Raw genomic sequence first — 18178 nt, 5'->3', positions numbered from 1 at the left:
CTAGCCGCCGATCGCGGACATCGGGCGGTCCGGCTGCACGAACGTCGGATCGTCCAGTCCCGCCCCTGCCTTCTTCCCCCACATCGCCAGCCGCCATCTGCGGGCGATCTCCTCGTCCGGCGCGCCCGAGCGGAGCGCGCCGCGCAGGTCCGTCTCCTCCCGCGCGAACAGGCAGGTCCGTATCTGGCCGTCGGCCGTGAGGCGGGTGCGGTCGCAGGCCGCGCAGAACGGGCGGGTGACGGAGGCGATGACGCCGACGCGGTGCGGGCCGCCGTCGACCAGCCAGCGCTCCGCCGGGGCCGAGCCGCGGTCGTCCGCGCCCTCGGGGGTGAGGTCGAAGCGGGTGCGCAGCGAGGCGAGGATGTCCCCGGCCGTCACCATGCTGTCGCGCTTCCAGCCGTGCTGGGCGTCCAGGGGCATCTGCTCGATGAAGCGCAGTTCGTAGCCGTGGGCCACCGCCCAGGCGAGCAGGTCGGGGGCCTCGTCCTCGTTCAGTCCCGGCATCAGGACCGTGTTCACCTTGACCGGGGTGAGGCCGGCGTCGTGGGCGGCCCGGAGGCCGTCCAGGACGTCCTGGTGGCGGTCACGGCGGGTGAGGGTCTTGAAGACGTCGGGGCGGAGGGTGTCCAGGGAGACGTTGACCCGGTCCAGGCCGGCCGCCTTCAGAGCCGTCGCGGTGCGGCGCAGGCCTATGCCGTTGGTCGTCAGGGACATCCGGGGGCGGGGGGCCAGGGCCGCCACCCGCTCCACGATGCCGACCAGGCCGGGACGGAGCAGCGGCTCGCCGCCGGTGAAGCGGACCTCCTCGACGCCCAGCAGACGGACGGCGATGTCGATCAGCCGGACGATCTCGTCGTCCGTGAGCAGGTCGGGCTTGGCCAGCCACTGCAGCCCCTCCTCGGGCATGCAGTACGTACAGCGCAGATTGCACCGGTCGGTCAGCGAGACCCTCAGATCGGTGGCCACCCGGCCATAGGTGTCGATGAGCACGTGGGCCCCCTCCCGCGTCCGGACCAGTTCTTTCCCGTCACCTGCGAGCCTACGTGACACCACCGACATCGCGAGGGGCCCGATGCCACGAGGTACGACGCGGCCGCGTCGTAGGACTCTACGATCCCGTCGACGCGGCCAGTCGTACGAAGCTCAGTGTGCTCCGGTACCTGTCAGGGACCGCACCTCCAGCTCCGCGTACTTCTGGGTGTCCGGTGCCTCCTTGGACAGCGGGGTGCCCACGACGCCGAGGAGGAATCCGACCGGGATCGAGATGATGCCCGGGTTCTCCAGCGGGAACCAGTGGAAGTCGACGCTCGGGAACATCGACGTCTCCTTGCCGGAGACCACCGGCGAGAACAGCACGAGGCCGACCGCGGTGACCAGACCGCCGTAGATCGACCAGAGGGCTCCGGCGGTGGTGAACCGCTTCCAGAAGAGGCTGTAGAGGATGGTCGGCAGGTTGGCGGAGGCGGCGACCGCGAAGGCGAGGGCGACCAGGCCGGCGACGTTCAGGTCGCGGGCGAGGGCGCCGAGCAGGATGGAGACGGCGCCGATGCCGACCGTGGCGTAGCGGGCCGCGTTGATCTCCTGCTTCTCGGTGGCCTGGCCCTTCTTGATGACGTTGGCGTAGATGTCGTGCGCGAAGGACGACGAGGACGCCAGGGTGAGGCCCGCGACCACCGCGAGGATCGTCGCGAAGGCCACCGCCGAGATGGTGGCCAGCAGGATCGCGCCCCAGTTGGAGTCGACGCCGCCGAGGTGGAGGGCGAGGAGGGGGGCCGCGGTGTTGCCGGACTTGTTGGACGCGATGATCTCGTCCGGTTTGATCAGCGCGGCGGCGCCGAAGCCGAGGGCGAGGGTCATCAGGTAGAAGGTGCCGATCAGGCCGATCGCCCAGAGGACCGACTTCCGGGCCGCCTTGGCGGTGGGCACGGTGTAGAAGCGGATCAGGATGTGCGGCAGGCCGGCGGTGCCGAGGACCAGGGCGATGCCGAGGGAGAGGAAGTCCAGCTTGCTGGTGCCGGTGGCGCCGTACTTCAGGCCGGGCTCCAGGAAGGCGGCGCCCTTGCCGCTGTTGTCGGCGGCCTTGCCGAGCAGGTCGGAGACGTTGAAGTTGAACTTGGCCAGGACCATGAGGGTCAGCAGCAGGGCGCCCGCGATGAGCAGCACGGCCTTGACCATCTGGACCCACGTGGTGCCCTTCATGCCGCCGATGGTGACGTAGACGATCATCAGGACGCCGACCAGGGCGACGATGCCGATCTTGCCGCCGTCGCTGGTGATGCCGAGGAGGAGGGAGACGAGGACGCCCGCTCCCGCCATCTGGGCCAGCAGGTAGAAGATCGAGACGACGATGGTGGAGGTGCCGGCGGCGGTCCGGACGGGGCGCTGGCGCATGCGGTAGGCCAGCACGTCGCCCATGGTGTAGCGGCCGGAGTTGCGCAGCGGCTCGGCGACCAGGAGGAGGGCGACCAGCCAGGCGACCAGGAAGCCGATGGAGTACAGGAAGCCGTCGTAGCCGAAGAGGGCGATGGCGCCGGCGATGCCCAGGAAGGACGCGGCGGACATGTAGTCGCCGGAGACGGCGAGGCCGTTCTGGAAACCGGTGAACTGGCGGCCGCCCGCGTAGAAGTCGGCGGCGTCCTTGGTCTGGCGGCCCGCCCAGACGGTGATGACGAGGGTCGCGGCGACGAACACCGCGAACAGGGTGATGATCAGGGTCCGGTGCTCGCTGGCCTCACCGGCCGCCAGCGTGATCGCGGGGCTCATGCGCCGCCCTCCATCCGGGACTTGATGGCCTCGGCCTTGGGGTCGAGCTTGGCGGCGGCGTGCCGGGCGTACCACCAGGCGATGAGGAACGTGGTGAGGAACTGGGCGAGGCCGAGGACCAGGGCCACGTTGATGTTGCCGACGACCTTGGTGCCCATGAAGCCGTCCGCGTAGCTGGAGAGCAGGACGTACAGCAGGTACCAGGCGATGAAGGCGACGGTCAGCGGGAAGGCGAAGGAGCGGTAGGAGTGCCGCAGTTCGGCGAACTCCGGACTCTGCTGCACCTCGGCGAACTCCTCGCCGGAGGGGAGCCGGGTCTGTGTGTTCGAGGGCGGTGGTGTCTCGGTGGCCACGGAGTCTCCTCGCGATACGGACATGCGGATTCTGACCTCACAGACATGTGGATCACCCACCCGTAGTGACGAAGCGACTCCGGTGAGTGAATCCGACGGGGGGCCTCGATCCTGCTGCGGCTCCCTCCCCGAGGTCACGGCGCCACGCGTGGACAGGTTCAACTCGCCCGGCTTCTTTCGGAAGTCGTCGGCGCAAGTGACCTCCGGTCATTGCTGGCCGGTGACTGCGGGAGATAGCTTCGGCCGTGCACCACCCGTCATGTACCTGCCCAAGCGCCACTCGCGTCTTGGGCGGTCCCGTTTTCGGCCGATGTTTTCGGCCGATGTTCCGGATGATGTGGAGACCCCATGGCTCATCTGCGTTCCAGACGCGGGCTGGCGCTCGCCGTCCCGGTCGTCCTGTCGCTGACCGCCTCGCTCGGCCTCGTGCCGGCGGCGGCCTCCGCGGCCCCGCTGACCGCCCGGGCCGCACAGTCGGAGGACGGGCCGAACCTGGCTTATGTCGTCAACACCAGGACAGACCATCGCACGATCGACTCGGTGCAGCGGGCAGTCGTCCGCAACGGCGGCACGATCATCGCGACGTACGACAGGATCGGCGTGATCGTCGTGCACTCGGCGAACCCGGACTTCGGCGCGGCCATGCGCGCGGTGCGCGGAGTGCAGTCGGCGGGCGCCACCCGGACCGCTCCGCTGAGCGCGGCGGGAACCACGGACGAGGGCGCCGTGCAGGTCCTGTCGAAGGCGGCGGCCGCGAAGGCCGAGCAGCGGGCGACGGCGGGCCAGGAGCCTCTCGAGGCCGACCAGTGGGACCTGCGGGCCATCGGCGCCGACAAGGCCGCCGCGATCAACCCGGGGAGCCGCTCGGTGACGGTCGGCATCATCGACACCGGCGTCGACGACACCCACCCGGACATCGCCCCGAACTTCTCCGCCTCGCAGTCCGCCAACTGCGTGAGCGGCAAGGCGGACACGACGTACGGCGCCTGGCGGCCGGTGGACGCCGACCACTACCACGGCACCCATGTCGCCGGTGAGATAGCCGCGGCCCGCAACGGGATCGGCGTGGCCGGCGTGGCACCGGGCGTGAAGGTCGCGAGCATCACCGTGGCCCAGCCCGACTCGACGCAGCTGTTCTACCCGGAGAGCGTCGTCTGCGCCTTCGTCTTCGCCGCCGACCACGGCATCGAGATCACCAACAACAGCTACTACGTCGATCCATGGCTGTACAACTGCATGGACGACCCCGATCAACGTGCCATCGTTGACGCGGTCAACAGGGCCCAGCTGTACGCCCAACGCAAGGGCACGCTCAATGTGGCCTCGGCGGGCAACTCGAACGACGACCTCGACTCGCACGCCCTCACGGACGACTCCAGCCCGGACGACTCGACGGCGACCACCCGGACGGTCGACCCGCACGAGTGCTTCGACGTGCCGACCCAGCTGCCCGGTGTGGTCACCGTGAGCGCGGTCGGCGTCAACAACACGAAGTCGTACTACTCCAGCTACGGCCAGGGCGTCATCGACGTGGCGGGCCCGGGCGGCGACAAGTACCAGATCCCGGACACGCCGTCGAAGAACGGCCGCATCCTGTCCACCCTGCCGAACGACCAGTACGGCTTCCTCCAGGGCACCTCGATGGCGTCCCCGCACGTGGCCGCCGTGGCCGCGCTGCTGAAGTCGACCCACCCGCACGCCACTCCGGCCCAGCTGCAGGCCCTCCTCAAAGCCGAGGCGGACAACCCGGGCTGCCCGTCCGGCCCGTACGACGGGGACGGCGACGGCGTCGTCGACGCCACCTGCGTGGGCGGCAAGCACGTCAACGGCTTCTACGGCTCCGGTGTCGTCGACGCGCTGCGCGCCGTCAAGTAGTCACCGCAGAGCAGGACTTCCCGCACGGCATGCCCGTTCCGCGAACGAACTGGAGACCTCAGATGACCGCGCCCAAGCCGCGCTACCGTCGCGTCCTCGCCCTCCCGCTCGGTATGGCCATGGCCACGGCCCTCGCCTTCCTGCCCAACGTCTCGGCGTCCGCCGCCGACACCGGCGCGGCTGCGTCCGCGGCCGCAACCGACGGCACGACATCCCTCAGCTACGTCGTCAACGTCCGCCCCGGACACGGCACTTCCGCGCGGGTCCAGAAGGCGATCGAGCGGGCCGGCGGCTCGGTGGTGATCGCGTACGACGAGATCGGTGTGATCGTCGTCCACTCGTCGAACGCCGACTTCGCCAAGATCATCCGCAAGGTGCCCGGCGTGGACTCCGCCGGGAACACCCGCAACGCGCCGCTGCCCGCCCAGTCGACCACCGACGTCGGCACGCCCGAGGTGCTGAGCTCCGAGCAGGTCTCGGCGGCGGACGCGCAGGCGACCGACGGGCAGGACCCGCTGGAGCCGCTGCAGTGGGACCTGCCGGCCATCAAGGCGGACAAGGCGCACGAGAAGACCCTGGGCAGCTCGAAGGTCACCGTCGCCGTCATCGACACCGGCGTCGACGACACCCACCCGGACATCGCCCCCAACTTCTCCGCCTCGCAGTCCACCAACTGCGTCACGGGCAAGCCGGACACGACGTACGGCGCCTGGCGGCCCACCGCGGCGGAGAGCCCGCACGGGACGCACGTGGCGGGCGAGATCGCGGGCGCCAAGAACGGGATCGGCATCACCGGTGTGGCACCGGGCGTCAAGGTGGCCGGCATCAAGGTCGCCACCACCGCCGGTTACTTCTACACGGAGGCCGTGGTCTGCGGCTTCGTGTGGGCGGCCGAGCACCACATCGACGTCACCAACAACAGCTATTACACCGACCCCTGGTACTTCAACTGCACGGACGACCCGGACCAGAAGGCGCTCGTCGACGCCATCACCCGGGCCTCGCAGTTCGCGGAGCGCAAGGGCACGGTCAACGTCGCGGCGGCCGGCAACGAGAGCTACGACCTGGCCTCCCACTCCATCACCGACCCGGTCTCGCCGAACGACGCCACCCCCAGCGACCGGGTGATCGACCCGCACACGTGCTTCGACATACCGACCCAGCTGCCGGGCGTCGTCACGGTCGCGGCGACCGGTGCGAGGGGCCTCAAGTCGTCGTTCTCCAACTACGGTCTCGGCGTCATCGACATCGCCGCGCCCGGCGGCGACGCGACGGCCTACCAGACGCCGGAGCCCCCGGCCACCAGCGGCCTGATCCTGGGCCCGCTGCCGGGCGGCCGGTGGGGCTACATGGCGGGCACGTCGATGGCGACCCCGCATGTCGTCGGTGTCGCCGCATTGATCAAGTCAACCCATCCGCACGCCTCCGCCGCGCTGGTGAAGGCCCTGCTGTACGCCGAGGCGACCGCGACGCCGTGCACCGACCCGTACGACATCAACGGCGACGGCAAGATCGACGCGGTGTGCGAGGGCTCCAGGAACCGCAACGGCTTCTACGGCTGGGGCACCGCCGACGCACTGGCGGCGGTGACCAGGTAGGTACATATATTGATCCAGTCAATAATGCATAGTGCAGTCATGACTGGAATCAAGTACGCGTGGTCCGCGCTGGGCGGCGATCCGTCGCTGCCCGCGCGGGTCACGACCGTGACGCGCGCGGGCACGCTTCCGGCACACCTTCCGGTACGCCGACTGGCCCGCGCCTGCGTCGGCGTGTGCGCACTGGCCGCCGCCGAGCTGGGAGCACGGCGGACCGGGGCCGCGGAGGTGCCCGGGGTCCGGGTGGACGACGGGGCCGTGGCGACGGCCTTCACCAGTGAGCGGCACCTGCTGGTCGACGGGCGGGCGCCCGTGCAGTTCGCCCCGCTGTCCCGGTTCTGGCGCACCGCTGACGGCTGGGTGCGCACCCACGCCAACTACCCGCACCACAGGGCCCGGCTGCTGGACGCGCTGGGGCTGGCGGAGGGCGCCTCGGTGGCGGACGTGGCGGCCCGGATCGCCGAGCGGCCCGCCCGGGATGTGGAGAACGCGGTCTACGCCACCGGCGGGCTCGCCGTGGCGCTGCGCTCGCCCGAGGAGTGGGCCGCGCACGAGCAGGCCGCCGAGGTGGCCGCGCGGCCCCTGGTCGAGCGGGGCCGCCTGGACGCGGCGCACGCGCGCGTGCTCCCACCGCTCGACGTCGGCGCCGCTCCCCTGCTGCCCGCCGCCGGCCTGCGCGTCCTGGACCTGACCCGGGTCCTGGCCGGCCCGGTCGCCACCCGCACCCTCGGGCTGCTGGGCGCCGACGTCCTGCGGCTGGACGCGCCATGGCTGCCCGAACTCCCATACCAGCACGCCGACACGGGCTTCGGGAAGCGCTCGGCGACGCTCGACCTGACGACGGACCGGGCTGCCTTCGAGGAGCTGCTGGCCGCGGCGGACGTCGTGGTCACCGGCTACCGGCCGGGCGCCCTGGACCGGTTCGGGCTCTCCCCCGAGGCGCTGGCCGAACGGCGGCCCGGGCTGGTCGTGGCCCAGGTGTCGGCGTGGGGCGCGTACGGGCCGTGGGGCGGCCGGCGCGGCTTCGACAGCCTGGTCCAGGTCGCCACGGGCATCGCGGAGATCGAGGGCTCGGCGGACCGGCCGGGCGCGCTGCCCGCGCAGGCGCTGGACCACGGCACCGGCTATCTGCTGGCGGCCGGCGTGCTGCGGGCGCTGACCGAGCAGTCCTACGACGGCGGCAGCAGGTTCGTACGGCTGGCTCTGGCGCGGACCGCGCGGTGGCTGATGGAGGAGCTGGAGCCGGGTTCCGGGACCGGTGAGCCGTACGACGGGCCGGACGCCTGGCTCGCGGAGACGGACAGCGCGCTGGGGCGGCTGCGGTACGCGCGGCCGCCGGTGTCCTTCGCGGGCGGACCGGCCGACTGGGCCCGGCCTCCGGTGCCCTGGGGGTCGGTTCCGGCCCGCTGGGTATGAAGTACGCACCGGATGGCCGGAAACGGACGAATAGGTGGTATGCCGTTCCGCCAGCTGTTTTCCTGTACTTGCCCGCTTCTGTGATGGCTGGTGGAGATCAGGGGGGCCGTTGACACGACCGACCGCCGAGGTGGCCGCGAGCGGCCCCGCGAGACGCCCGGGGACCTGGCGGGCCGTCGCCGTCCTGGTCCTGGTGGCGGCGGCCGCGCTGGTGCCGCTGCTCGGGCCGTCCATGGCGCTGCGGGACACCGGGGAGGCCGCGGCACCCGGGGTGGGCGGCATCGCCCTGCTGCGCGGGGTGCTGTTCGCCGCCCTGTGCGTGCCGTCGGGCGAGCTGTTCGTGGCCCGGCTGGTCCGCCGGCTGCCGGACGCGCCGCCCGAACGGCCGCCCAGTTGGGCGGTGTTCGCGGCCGTCGCCGGTTTCGTCGCCGCACTGGGGCTCGCGTCGGTCGTGTCGACGGGCAACCTGGTGCCGCGCTCGCTCGCCGACGTCGACGTGGGCGGCCTGTACCAGTCGCGTGACGGCAAGTTGGCGCTGATCGAGGTCAACGCCTTTCTGCTGGCCGGTCTGTGCGCCCGCTCGCGCCGCCCGGCGGCCCAGGTGTGGCCGCTGGCGGCGGTGGCCGTCGCCGAGGCGCTGCGCGCCCATCCCGCGCCCGAGCACAGCCCGTTGCTCGGCTCCGCGCTGACCCTGGTGCATCTGACGTGCGCGACGCTGTGGGTGGGCGGTCTGCTGCACGCGCTGCGCATGCTGCGCCGGTGGCGCGGCCGGGCGGCCGGGGCGGCGCTGCTCGGGCTCTACGCGCGCGTGGCGGCCGTACTGCTCGCGGCCATCGTCGCGACGGGCGTGTGGAGTTCGCTGCGGCGGATGCCCGCGGGCACGGTCCTGGACCAGCTGACGACGACGGCGTACGGGCGCACCCTGCTGGCCAAGGTGATCCTCGTCGCCGCCGTCGCCGTGCTCGCGCTGTGGGCGCGGTTCCGGCTGCGCCGGGCGGCCGACCCGCTGACCGCGTACGTGCCCGCGCGGGCCGAGGTGGCCGTGCTGGGGGTGGTGGTCGCGGTGTCGGGGGTGCTGACGGCGCTGCCGCTGCCGATCAGATGGACTTGATCGATGCTGCCGTTGCCGATCAGGCGGACTTGATCGATGGTCGGCTCGATCAAGTGTTGATCGGGGCGTTGATTCAGCCGTTGGTGACGAGCACCTTCAGGGCGGTGCGCTCGTCCATCGCCTTGTAGCCGTCGGGCACGCCCTCGATGCCGACGGTCAGGTCGAAGACCGGCGACGGGTCGATCGTGCCGTCCAGGACGTCGGGCAGCAGGTCGGGGATGTAGGCGCGGACCGGGGCGACGCCGCCGCGCAGGGCGATGTTCCGGTCGAACATGACGCCGAGGTCCAGGCCGGTGCCGCTGCCGTGCGGGACGCCGACGAAGCCGATCGCGCCGCCGTCGCGGGTGATCTCGACGGCCGTCCGCATGGACTGCTCGGTGCCGACGGCCTCGACGACGGAGTGCGCGCCCTGGCCCCGGGTGAGTTCGCGTACGGCCGCCACGGCCGCTTCCCCGCGTTCGGCGACGACGTCGGTGGCGCCGAAGCGGCGCGCGATGTCGGTGCGGACCTCGTGCCGGCCCAGCGCGATGATCCGCTCGGCGCCCAGCCGCTTGGCGGCCAGCACGGCGCACAGGCCGACCGCGCCGTCGCCGACGACGGCGACCGTGGCACCGGGCCGGGCGCCCGCGCCGAGGGCCGCGTGGTGGCCGGTGCCGAGCACGTCGGAGAGGGTGAGCAGGGCGGACAGCAGGTGGTCGTCGGAGGCGGCGTCCTTGGGCAGCCGGACCAGGGTGCCGTCGGCGAACGGGACGCGCACGGCCTCGCCCTGGCCGCCGTCGTACCCCACGGCGCCCCAGAAGCCGCCGTGCTCGCAGGACGTGGTCAGGCCCTCGCGGCAGTAGTCGCAGACGCCGTCGGACCACATGAAGGGGGCGACCACGAGGTCGCCGCGCCGCACGGTGCCCACCTCGGAGCCGGTCTCCTCGACCACGCCGAGGAACTCGTGCCCGATGCGCTGCCCCGGCTGCCGGGCCGACTCGCCCCGGTACGCCCACAGGTCGCTGCCGCAGATGCAGGCGCGCAGCACCCGTACGACGGCGTCGGTGGGCAGCTGCACCACGGGCTCGGGCACGTCCTCCACGCGCATGTCGAACGGGGCGTGGATGGTGGTGGCACGCATGGCGAGGGTCCTTCTCGTGCGGTGTCGTGGATGCGCTCAGGGGGTGGTCGAGCGCACTTCACGGTACGCCGTGGCCGATGCGGACCGCGCGTCGAGGGTGCCCCGGACCAGCAGGAACTGTGCCACCGCGTAGGTGAGCATGATCCAGAGGTCGGGGCGCGGCAGCTGCGGCCAGTCGGCGACGCCGGTCGCGATCAGCGTGTCGGAGAGCATGAAGAGCGCGCCGCCGAGCCCGGCGAGAGGGCCGAGCCGGGTGGCGGCGGTGTACGCCATGGCGGTGAGCAGGGTGCTGTAGCCGGCCACCGGGACGCGCAGGCCGGCGGGCAGGTCCGGCCACAGCAGGACGACCAGGATGACGAGGGCGGCCGCGTAGGCGGGGGCGAGGAGGCGGGCACGCGCGTGTGGCGGGCCCTGGCGGCGGAAGAGGACGAGGTAGCAGACGTGGCCGGCGGCGAAGGACGCCATGCCCGCCATGAAGGCGGGGTCGGCGTCGGAGAGGAGCAGGACGTCGCCGCCCCAGCCGCACAGCAGGGCGGCGACGAGGAGCCGCGGGGCACCCGCGCGGGCGGCGGACGCGGCCAGCAGGGGCATCAGGAGCACCTTGGCGACGGCATGCCCGGTGCGGAAGCCGACGGCCAGGCAGGCGAGGTCGAGGACGACGGCGAGGGCGAAGGCGGCGAGCAGTTCCCGGGACGCTCTCACGCGGCCACGGACTCCTCGGCCTGCTCCACGGCGGGCGCCGGCGCCCAGCCCGGTCCCCGGAACACCCGCCCGGCCCGCTCCCGCCAGCTGCGCGCGGCCCTGATGTCCTTGGCGATGGCCGCGTACTCGTGGGTGGCCACCTTGACGGGGTTGAACGTGTTGATGTTCTTGGTCAACCCGTACACGGGCCGCTCGGTCTCCGGCACCCAGGACCCGAACAGCCGGTCCCAGACGATCAGGATCCCGCCGAAGTTGCGGTCCAGGTAGCCGCCCTGGGAGGCGTGGTGCACCCGGTGGTGGGACGGCGTGTTGAAGACGAACTCGAACCAGCGGGGCATCTTGTCGATGCGTTCGGTGTGGATCCAGAACTGGTAGACGAGGTTGGCGGAGGAGCAGAAGGCCAGCGCGGCCGGGTGCACCCCCACGGCCACGAGCGGGACGTAGAACGGCCAGACGGTCAGCGAGGTCCAGGGTTGGCGCAGCGCGGTGGAGAGGTTGAACTTCTTGCTGGAGTGGTGCACGACGTGGCAGGCCCACAGGATGCGGATGACGTGGTGGCCGCGGTGCGACCAGTAGTAGAAGAAGTCCTGCGCGAGCAGCATCAGCGGGACCGTCCACCACAGGACGGGAACGCGCAGCGGGGTCAGTTCGTACACCGCCGTGTAGATCGCGACGATCGGGATCTTCCACACGAAGTCGAAGACGAGCGACCCGAGCCCCATGCCGATGCTCGTGGCCGCGTCCTTGGCCTGGTACCCGGCGGCATCGTCGTCGGGATGGATGCGGTAGCTGATCACCTCGATCACGGTGAGCAGCACGAAGGCGGGTATCGACCACAGCACGACATCGGGCAGGTTCGGCATGGGGGCACCGTAGAACCGCCGGTCGGCCGCGGCTAGACGTTGTTACCCACAAGTATTGGCGGCGGTACGCGCTTGCCTGTTGGCGATCTCCGCCAATGAGCTAGACCCCGGCGGCCCCCAGCAGGGTCCCCGCCGCATAGGTGACCCCCATGGCCAGCGCCCCGCCCACGACGTTGCGCAGCACCGCCGGACCCACCGCGGCCGCTCCCAGGCGTGCGCTGGCCCAGCCGGTCAGGACCAGCGCCGCCAGCACCGAGCCCACCGTCACCGGAAGCCGCCAGCCGGCCGGCGGCAGGACCATCGCGAGCAGCGGCAGCAGCGCCCCGACCGTGAACGCCAGGAAGCTGGCGAGGGCCGCGTTCCACGGGTTGGTCAGCTCGTCCGGGTCGATGCCCAGCTCGACGCTGGCGTGGGCCTTCAGCGCGTCCCGCTCCGTCAGCTGGACGGCCGCCTCACGAGCCACGTCCCGTGACAGGCCGCGCCGCTCCAGCAGCTCGGTCAGCTCCTCCAGCTCGGCCTCGGGCTGCTCCTTCAGCTCCCGTTTCTCCTGTGCCAGCGCGGCCAGTTCCGAGTCGCGCTGGGTGGAGACCGACACGTACTCCCCCGCCGCCATCGACATCGACCCGGCGAGCAGCCCCGCCAAGCCCGCCGTCAGCAGGGCGCCCCGGTCGGCGGTGGCGCCCGCGACGCCGACGACGATGCCCGCCGTCGACACGATGCCGTCGTTCGCGCCCAGTACGGCCGCCCGCAGCCAGTTCAGCCGGGAGCCGAGGGCTCCCCCGTGGGCCTCGTTGTCGTGCGTTGGTTCGGTCACAGCAGGGAGGATCGCACCCCGGGGCCGGTACACGCCGTACTGACTTCACCGGACCCGTACCGACGTCACCAGACCCGTACCGAGGCCCCGCGTGCGAACACCGGGCTCGTCGCGTCGGCCGGCGGCTCCGGCAGGGGCTCGGCGATCTCCGCGACCGTGGGTCCCACCTTCGCCGCGATCGGGTCCAGAAGGTCCAGGTCGAAGCCGTACACGCGGGCCGCGTTGCCGCCCAGCATCTCGGCGAGTTCCTCGCGCGGGACGCCGGCGAAGGCGAAGCGCAGGCCCTCCCTGGTGTACGGGTAGGTCCCCTCGTCGTGCGGGTAGTCGCTGCCCCACATGATCTTGTCCACGCCGATGCGGTCGCGCAGCGGTACTTCGTGCGGGCGCATGAAGCTGGCGCCGACGAAGCAGTTCTCGTGCCAGACCGAGGACGGCGGTTCGCCCATCGCCTCCGCCAGGCCGACTCCGAACTTCGACTCGGCGGTCGTCGCCTTCGTGGCCGCCGCCAGCATGCGGCCGTGGTAGTAGTCCAGCATGGCCAGCACCCCGGGGATCCAGCCGGAACCCTGTTCGGTCAGGACCAGTCTCAGCTCCGGGTGGCGGCGGAAGGCACCGCCGAAGACCAGGTGCCACAGCGCGCGGTGCGAGAACCAGGTCGTCTCGACCATGAAGACCGCGCGGGCGGCCGGTTCGTCGCCGAGCGGCGGAGACGCGGAGCCCGCGTGGTGGTTGACGGGGACGCCGAGTTCCGCGCAGACGGCCCAGATCGGGTCGTACACGCGCGCGTGCAGTTCGGGCAGGCCCGAGCCCGGCGGGGTGCCGGGGAGCATCAGGCCGCCTTTCAGGCCCGCCCCGGCCGCCCACCGGATCTCCTTCACGGCCTCCTCGACGTCGTTGAGGAGGATCTGGAAGACGCCCGCCCTGCGGCCAGGTGCGGCGGCGCAGAAGTCGGCCAGCCAGCGGTTGTGGGCGCGCAGGCCCGCCCAGCGAAGCTCGGACTCCGCCGCCGTCGGCGCGGGGGCCATGAGCGAGCCGGACGGGAAGAACGGCGGGATGGTGTTCGGGAAGATCACCTCCGCGACGATCCCGTCCTCCTCCAGCTCCGCGAGCCGCCGCGCGGAGTTCCAGTTCCGGTCCGCCGAGTCGGCGAGCAGGTCCTCGTACGGGTTGACGTACGTCGCCGCCCACACGTCGAAGTCGTCGTGGTGGCGCTTCTCCAGGTAGGGGCGGTAGTCGAGGAGGTCCGCGCCCGCGTGACAGTCGGCCGAGATCACCGTGTAGCGGTCCTGTCCGTTCATCGATCCGCTCCCAGCACAGGGAAGTCGTTGTCCGTCAGCCAGTGGCGGCCCACCTCGCGCGAGCGGGCCCAGGAGGCCTCCACGGCCGCCTGGTCGGCCTGCTGGCCGAGGTCGGCGGGGGTGGGGCCGATGCGGTGGGCCAGCGGGGTCAGGCGGTCCACGTCGAAGCCGAAGACCTCGGCCGCCGCGAATCCCAGCATCCGGCGGGTCTCGGCCACCGGGATGTCGTGGAAGGTGCTGCGCAGCCACGCGCGCGTGTCGGGCCAGGTGCCCTCGGGGTGCGGGAAGTCGCTGCCCCAGAGGATGTTGTCGACGCCGATCTCGTAGCGCTGGGCGAGTTCCCGGCGCTTGGTGTTGGTGGCGCAGACGAACACCTGGCGGTCCAGGTACTCGTGCGGCGGGCGTCGCAGCTCCTCGAACGGGGAGAGTTTCTTGCCGCCGTGCGCGCCGAGGTAGAGGCGGTCCATGAACCACAGCAGGTTCGGCAGCCACCAGCAGCCCGACTCGGCGACGCCGAAGCGCAGTCCGGGATGGCGTTCGAAGACGCCGGACCAGAGCAGGAACCACAGCGGGCGGGCCGGCCACCACGTCACCTCGCTGACGTAGATGCCGAGATGGTCGCCGTACTCGTGGCGCGGGGCCGCGCCGGAGTGGGTGAGGACCGGCATCCCGCAGTCGGCGGCAGCCGCCCAGACGGGGTCGTAACGGCGGTCGTGGTAGGGCTCCTTGTCGACCCACATGGACGGGATCATCAGGGCGCCGAGGCCGGACTCCTTCGCGCGGTACACCTCGGCGACGACGCGGTCCGTCGGGGCCGTGACCGGCAACAGGGCCACCCCGCAGTGCCGTTCGGGGTTCTCGGAGACGAAACCGGCCAGCCAGCGGTTGTGGGCCTGCGCCCCCGCCATGCCCAGCTCCGGGTCCTGGTCCCCGGACAGGCCGAGACCCACCCCGAAGGGTGCCGCGGTCCGGCTGTCGACCGCGTCGGCGTCCGGGAAGACCACCTCGGCGGCCACCCCGTCGCCGTCCAGCTCCTTCAGGCGCTGCGCGCTGTCCCAGCCGCCGCGCAGCCCCTCCTCGTTGTCCTGGAACCACTTGGCCGCGAACGCCTCGTTGCGGATGCCGAGCCGGGTCATCTCCTCCCGGCGGCGGTCGCGCCCGGCGAGGAACTCGTCGAAGTCCCGGTGGAACCGGGCGTCCAGATAGGGCCGGTACTCCTCGGTGGGCAGCCCGGCGTGGCAGTCGGAGGAGATGATCAGGTATGGGTCGTCGTACGCGGTCACCACTGCCCCCTGTTCAGTCCAGGATGAAGCTTTCGAGGTACGACGGGTTCGTCCGGTCCAGCATCGAGCGGGCCCGCGCCCTGATCTGGGCGTCGCTGTGCTCGCTGGGCGGCAGCAGCCAGAAGCGGTCCGCGCGGATTCCCGCCACGACGAAGTCGGCGACCTCCTCGACGGGCGTGAAGGCGACCTCCTTGCCCGCCGCTCGCATCGCCGCCTCCCACTGGTCGAGGCTGCGGTACGGCGTCCTGCGGGGCCGTTCCTTGGCATGGCGGTCGGGGCGGTTGCGGTGCGACTCCCACAGGCCCGTGCGCAGCATGTGCGGCCCCGGGAAGAGCACCGAGGCGCCCACGCGCGCGTGCTCCGCCTTCAGATGGGCGTACAGGGACTCGGTGAGCGTGACGACGGCCGCTTTCGTGACCGCGTACACGGAAGCCGTCGGCAGCGGTGCGATACCGCCGTCACCGGAGGATGTATTGACCACATGACCGGGTTGACCCGACTTGATCATCCTCGGCAGGAAAGCCTGGACGCCGTGGAAGACGCCCCACACATTGACCTCGAACGCCCATGTCCAGTCGTTCGGTTCGTGCTCCCACATCCGGCCCTCGGCGCCGGAGCCGACCCCGGCGTTGTTGCACAGGACGTGCACCGCGCCGTAGGAGTCGTAGGCCGACTCGGCCAGTTCCAGGACCTGTTCGCGCACGCCGACGTCGACCACGCGCGCGTGCACGTCGGCGCCCTCGGCGCGCAGCCCGTCGGCGGCCTTCTCCAGGGCGGCCGGCTCCACGTCGGCGAGGACGACCTTCAGCCCCTCGGCGGCGAACCGCCGGGCCATCGCGAGCCCGATCCCGCTCGCCGCGCCGGTGACGACGGCGACCTGTCCTTCGTGCAGTTCCATCAGACCCCGCTCCCTTCGCCGCTGTCCTCCGGGGGCGCGTCGTGGATCTGGCGCGGGTCGTCGTAGCGCTGGTGGACGTACGGCAACAAGGCCTGGGCGTCGACCCGTTCGGCGACCCGGCCGCGCTGGTCGCTGGTCTTCTCGCCCAGGGTGAGGTCCAGCAGGCGCAGCACCGGCAGGTCGGCGACCGGGTCGTACGCCGACTCGCGGAGGATCACCTCCCCGGTGACGCGCTCCAGGCGGCGGACCCTCTCCTCGCGGACGCAGTGCACCAGCAGCGGGTCGCCGTCGAAGCCCGAACCGTCCACCGCCGGGAGGAACTTGAAGTAGAAGTCGGTCTTCGGGGCGGGCGCGGGCAGCGGCAGCGGGCCGTCGACCGTGCCGCGCACCTCGACGAAGGCGACCCCGTGCCGGGCGAGGGCCGCACGGACGGCGGAACCCTCGCGCTCGACGGTGACCTCGCCCAGCTTCTTGGGCTCGCCGAAGACCTCGCGGCCGCCGGTGAGGGCACGCTCGTGGGTCATCGGCATGACCAGCGGGTACCAGCCCTCGACCGCGCCGTGCGCGGCGGCGACCGCGAACGAGCCCGCGCCGAGTGGGTATCCGGGCAGTTCGACCTTGCTGATGTTGACGCGGGCCAGGGGCCGGCCGGCCGGCTTCAGCGGTGGCGGCAGGACGGCCGCGACCGCGTCCGGGTCGGTCTCCCAGACGGCCACCACCCCGGTGGACCAGATGTCCGGGAGCTTCGCGGTGCGCCCGGCCGCGATCTCCGCCTCGGTCCGAGCGCCGTACCGTACGCGTGCCATCCGCCGTACCGCCCTTCCGTCGACCACCGGCTCGTCGCGTCGGCGCGGAGTCGTCACGGAGTCGTCGCGTCTGCGCGCCGGGCGGGGTGCACGCTTGCACCGGGCGACGAAAAGGTCCATAGCCACGCGAAGGGCAATCAGGTCGGACGGGCGGTCGCGGCGGACGAGCAATCAGGACATTCGAACGGGCGGCTGCGGCAGGCGACCTGACGGACAGGGCTGTCGGTCCGGACCGATATCCTCAATGACCATGCTCGAAGACCGTACGACCACAGTGTCCCCCGGCACCCCGTGGCCCGCCGCATACCCCAAGGGGTACGCCGTCGTCGACGTGGAGACCACCGGACTGGCCCGGGACGACCGGATAATCAGCGCGGCCGTCTACCGGCTGGACGAGCGCGGCGAGGTCGAGGACCACTGGTACACGCTGGTCAACCCCGAGCGTGATCCGGGTCCCGTGTGGATCCACGGACTGACGAGCGAGGTGCTCGAAGGCGCGCCGCTCTTCGGCGACATCGCCGAGGAGTTCTCGGCCCGGCTGGACGGCCGGGTGCTGGTCGCGCACAACGCGGTCTTCGACTGGCAGATGATCGCGCGGGAGTACGCGCGGGCGAAGGCCGAGGCCCCGGTGCGGCAGCGGCTGTGCACGATCGCGCTCTCCAAGGAGCTGGGCCTGCCGCTGCCCAACCACAAACTGGAGACCCTGGCCGCGCACTTCGGTGTCGTACAGCGGCGGGCGCACCACGCGCTGGACGACGCGCGGGTGCTCGCGGAGGCGTTCCGGCCCAGTCTGCGGGCCGCGGCGGCGGGCAACGTACGGCTGCCGCTCCTGGAGTGCCGGCCGCTGACGGAGTGGTCGGACACGCCCCGCATCGGGCAGCAGGCGAGCGGGGGCCACGGCGGCTACCGGCCGACCAGCTGGCGGCCGTCCCGCAGGCGGCCGGCGTGCCCCTACCCGAACCCGGGACGGTACGAGGACGGCAAGCCGCTGATGCAGGGCATGCGGGTGGCGTTCTCCGGGGACACCTCGATCGACCGGGAGCTGCTGGAGGACCGGGCCGCCGAGGCCGGTCTGCACGTCTCCACGAGCATCTCGCGGCTCACGAGCCTGCTCGTCACCAACGACCCCGACTCGGGCACGTCGAAGGTCCTCAAGGCCCGTCAGTTCGGGACGCCGGTCGTCGACGAGGCGGCCTTCGGGCAGCTGCTGCGGGACGTGGCGCCGGCGACGGAGGAGAAGTGACCGCGGCGGCGGAGAAGTGACCCCGGCGGCGGGCC

Annotated in this window: 16 protein-coding genes; 5 read left to right on the top strand and 11 right to left on the bottom strand. The window is 71.9% G+C overall.

Features of this window, described 5'->3' with window-relative positions; genetic code table 11:
- The 3 genes from moaA to ACFWPQ_RS06860 form a co-directional block, all read right to left on the bottom strand.
- Positions 1-990, bottom strand: a complete 990-nt coding sequence (gene moaA / locus ACFWPQ_RS06870) for a GTP 3',8-cyclase MoaA (RefSeq protein WP_384030673.1) — start codon at positions 988-990, stop codon at positions 1-3.
- Between the two features lie 153 nt (positions 991-1143).
- Positions 1144-2763, bottom strand: coding sequence for a cation acetate symporter (locus tag ACFWPQ_RS06865; RefSeq protein WP_384030671.1), 1620 nt, complete (start codon positions 2761-2763; stop codon positions 1144-1146).
- Entirely contained in the window at positions 2760-3116 is a 357-nt protein-coding gene (locus ACFWPQ_RS06860) for a DUF485 domain-containing protein (protein ID WP_361284477.1), read from the bottom strand. The genes ACFWPQ_RS06865 and ACFWPQ_RS06860 overlap by 4 nt, the downstream gene beginning before the upstream one ends.
- Positions 3117-3464: 348 nt before the next feature.
- Here ACFWPQ_RS06860 and ACFWPQ_RS06855 point away from each other — a divergent pair, with 348 nt between their 5' ends.
- The 4 genes from ACFWPQ_RS06855 to ACFWPQ_RS06840 all read left to right on the top strand — a co-directional run bounded on the left by ACFWPQ_RS06855 (position 3465) and on the right by ACFWPQ_RS06840 (position 9116).
- Entirely contained in the window at positions 3465-4991 is a 1527-nt protein-coding gene (locus tag ACFWPQ_RS06855) for a S8 family serine peptidase (RefSeq protein WP_384030668.1), read from the top strand.
- Positions 4992-5053: 62 nt separating this feature from the next.
- The gene (locus tag ACFWPQ_RS06850) at positions 5054-6589 is read left to right on the top strand and encodes a S8 family serine peptidase (RefSeq protein ID WP_384030666.1); all 1536 of its coding nucleotides are present in this window, start codon (positions 5054-5056) and stop codon (positions 6587-6589) included.
- Positions 6590-6628: 39 nt separating this feature from the next.
- Positions 6629-8005, top strand: coding sequence for a CoA transferase (locus ACFWPQ_RS06845; RefSeq protein WP_384030664.1), 1377 nt, complete (start codon positions 6629-6631; stop codon positions 8003-8005).
- Positions 8006-8114: 109 nt separating this feature from the next.
- Entirely contained in the window at positions 8115-9116 is a 1002-nt protein-coding gene (locus ACFWPQ_RS06840) for a CopD family protein (protein ID WP_384030662.1), read from the top strand.
- Between the two features lie 73 nt (positions 9117-9189).
- Here ACFWPQ_RS06840 and ACFWPQ_RS06835 read toward each other — a convergent pair whose 3' ends face one another.
- The 8 genes from ACFWPQ_RS06835 to ACFWPQ_RS06800 all read right to left on the bottom strand — a co-directional run bounded on the left by ACFWPQ_RS06835 (position 9190) and on the right by ACFWPQ_RS06800 (position 16900).
- Entirely contained in the window at positions 9190-10236 is a 1047-nt protein-coding gene (locus ACFWPQ_RS06835) for a zinc-dependent alcohol dehydrogenase family protein (protein WP_361284462.1), read from the bottom strand.
- A 36-nt stretch (positions 10237-10272) separates the two neighbouring features.
- Entirely contained in the window at positions 10273-10938 is a 666-nt protein-coding gene (locus ACFWPQ_RS06830) for a lysoplasmalogenase (RefSeq protein ID WP_384030660.1), read from the bottom strand.
- A complete protein-coding gene (locus tag ACFWPQ_RS06825; RefSeq protein WP_361284456.1) occupies positions 10935-11801 on the bottom strand; it encodes a sterol desaturase family protein in 867 nt (288 codons plus the stop codon). The genes ACFWPQ_RS06830 and ACFWPQ_RS06825 overlap by 4 nt, the downstream gene beginning before the upstream one ends.
- Before the next feature lie 100 nt (positions 11802-11901).
- On the bottom strand, positions 11902-12615 hold the full coding sequence (locus ACFWPQ_RS06820; protein ID WP_384030657.1) for a VIT family protein: 714 nt from the start codon (positions 12613-12615) through the stop codon (positions 11902-11904).
- Positions 12616-12680: 65 nt separating this feature from the next.
- On the bottom strand, positions 12681-13913 hold the full coding sequence (locus ACFWPQ_RS06815) for an amidohydrolase family protein (protein ID WP_384030655.1): 1233 nt from the start codon (positions 13911-13913) through the stop codon (positions 12681-12683).
- Positions 13910-15196: an amidohydrolase family protein gene (locus ACFWPQ_RS06810; RefSeq protein WP_384030653.1), complete on the bottom strand. Its 1287-nt coding sequence runs from the start codon at positions 15194-15196 to the stop codon at positions 13910-13912. Before ACFWPQ_RS06810 ends, ACFWPQ_RS06815 begins: the two co-directional genes overlap by 4 nt.
- Before the next feature lie 13 nt (positions 15197-15209).
- Positions 15210-16094 (bottom strand): SDR family NAD(P)-dependent oxidoreductase, encoded by an 885-nt coding sequence (locus ACFWPQ_RS06805; protein ID WP_384030651.1) that lies wholly within the window; start codon positions 16092-16094, stop codon positions 15210-15212.
- The gene (locus ACFWPQ_RS06800; protein WP_384030649.1) at positions 16094-16900 is read right to left on the bottom strand and encodes an acetoacetate decarboxylase family protein; all 807 of its coding nucleotides are present in this window, start codon (positions 16898-16900) and stop codon (positions 16094-16096) included. Before ACFWPQ_RS06800 ends, ACFWPQ_RS06805 begins: the two co-directional genes overlap by 1 nt.
- 250 nt (positions 16901-17150) lie before the next feature.
- On the opposite strand from ACFWPQ_RS06800, the gene ACFWPQ_RS06795 reads away from it, so the two are divergent.
- The gene (locus ACFWPQ_RS06795; RefSeq protein WP_384030763.1) at positions 17151-18143 is read left to right on the top strand and encodes a DEDDh family exonuclease; all 993 of its coding nucleotides are present in this window, start codon (positions 17151-17153) and stop codon (positions 18141-18143) included.
- Positions 18144-18178: the final 35 nt, after the last annotated feature.

This window comes from Streptomyces sp. NPDC058464 (assembly GCF_042721035.1).
In the GTDB taxonomy this organism is placed as follows: Bacteria; Actinomycetota; Actinomycetes; order Streptomycetales; family Streptomycetaceae; genus Streptomyces.
Note: the sequence above shows the minus strand (reverse complement) of the source record. Positions and strands in the feature narration are given on the sequence as shown.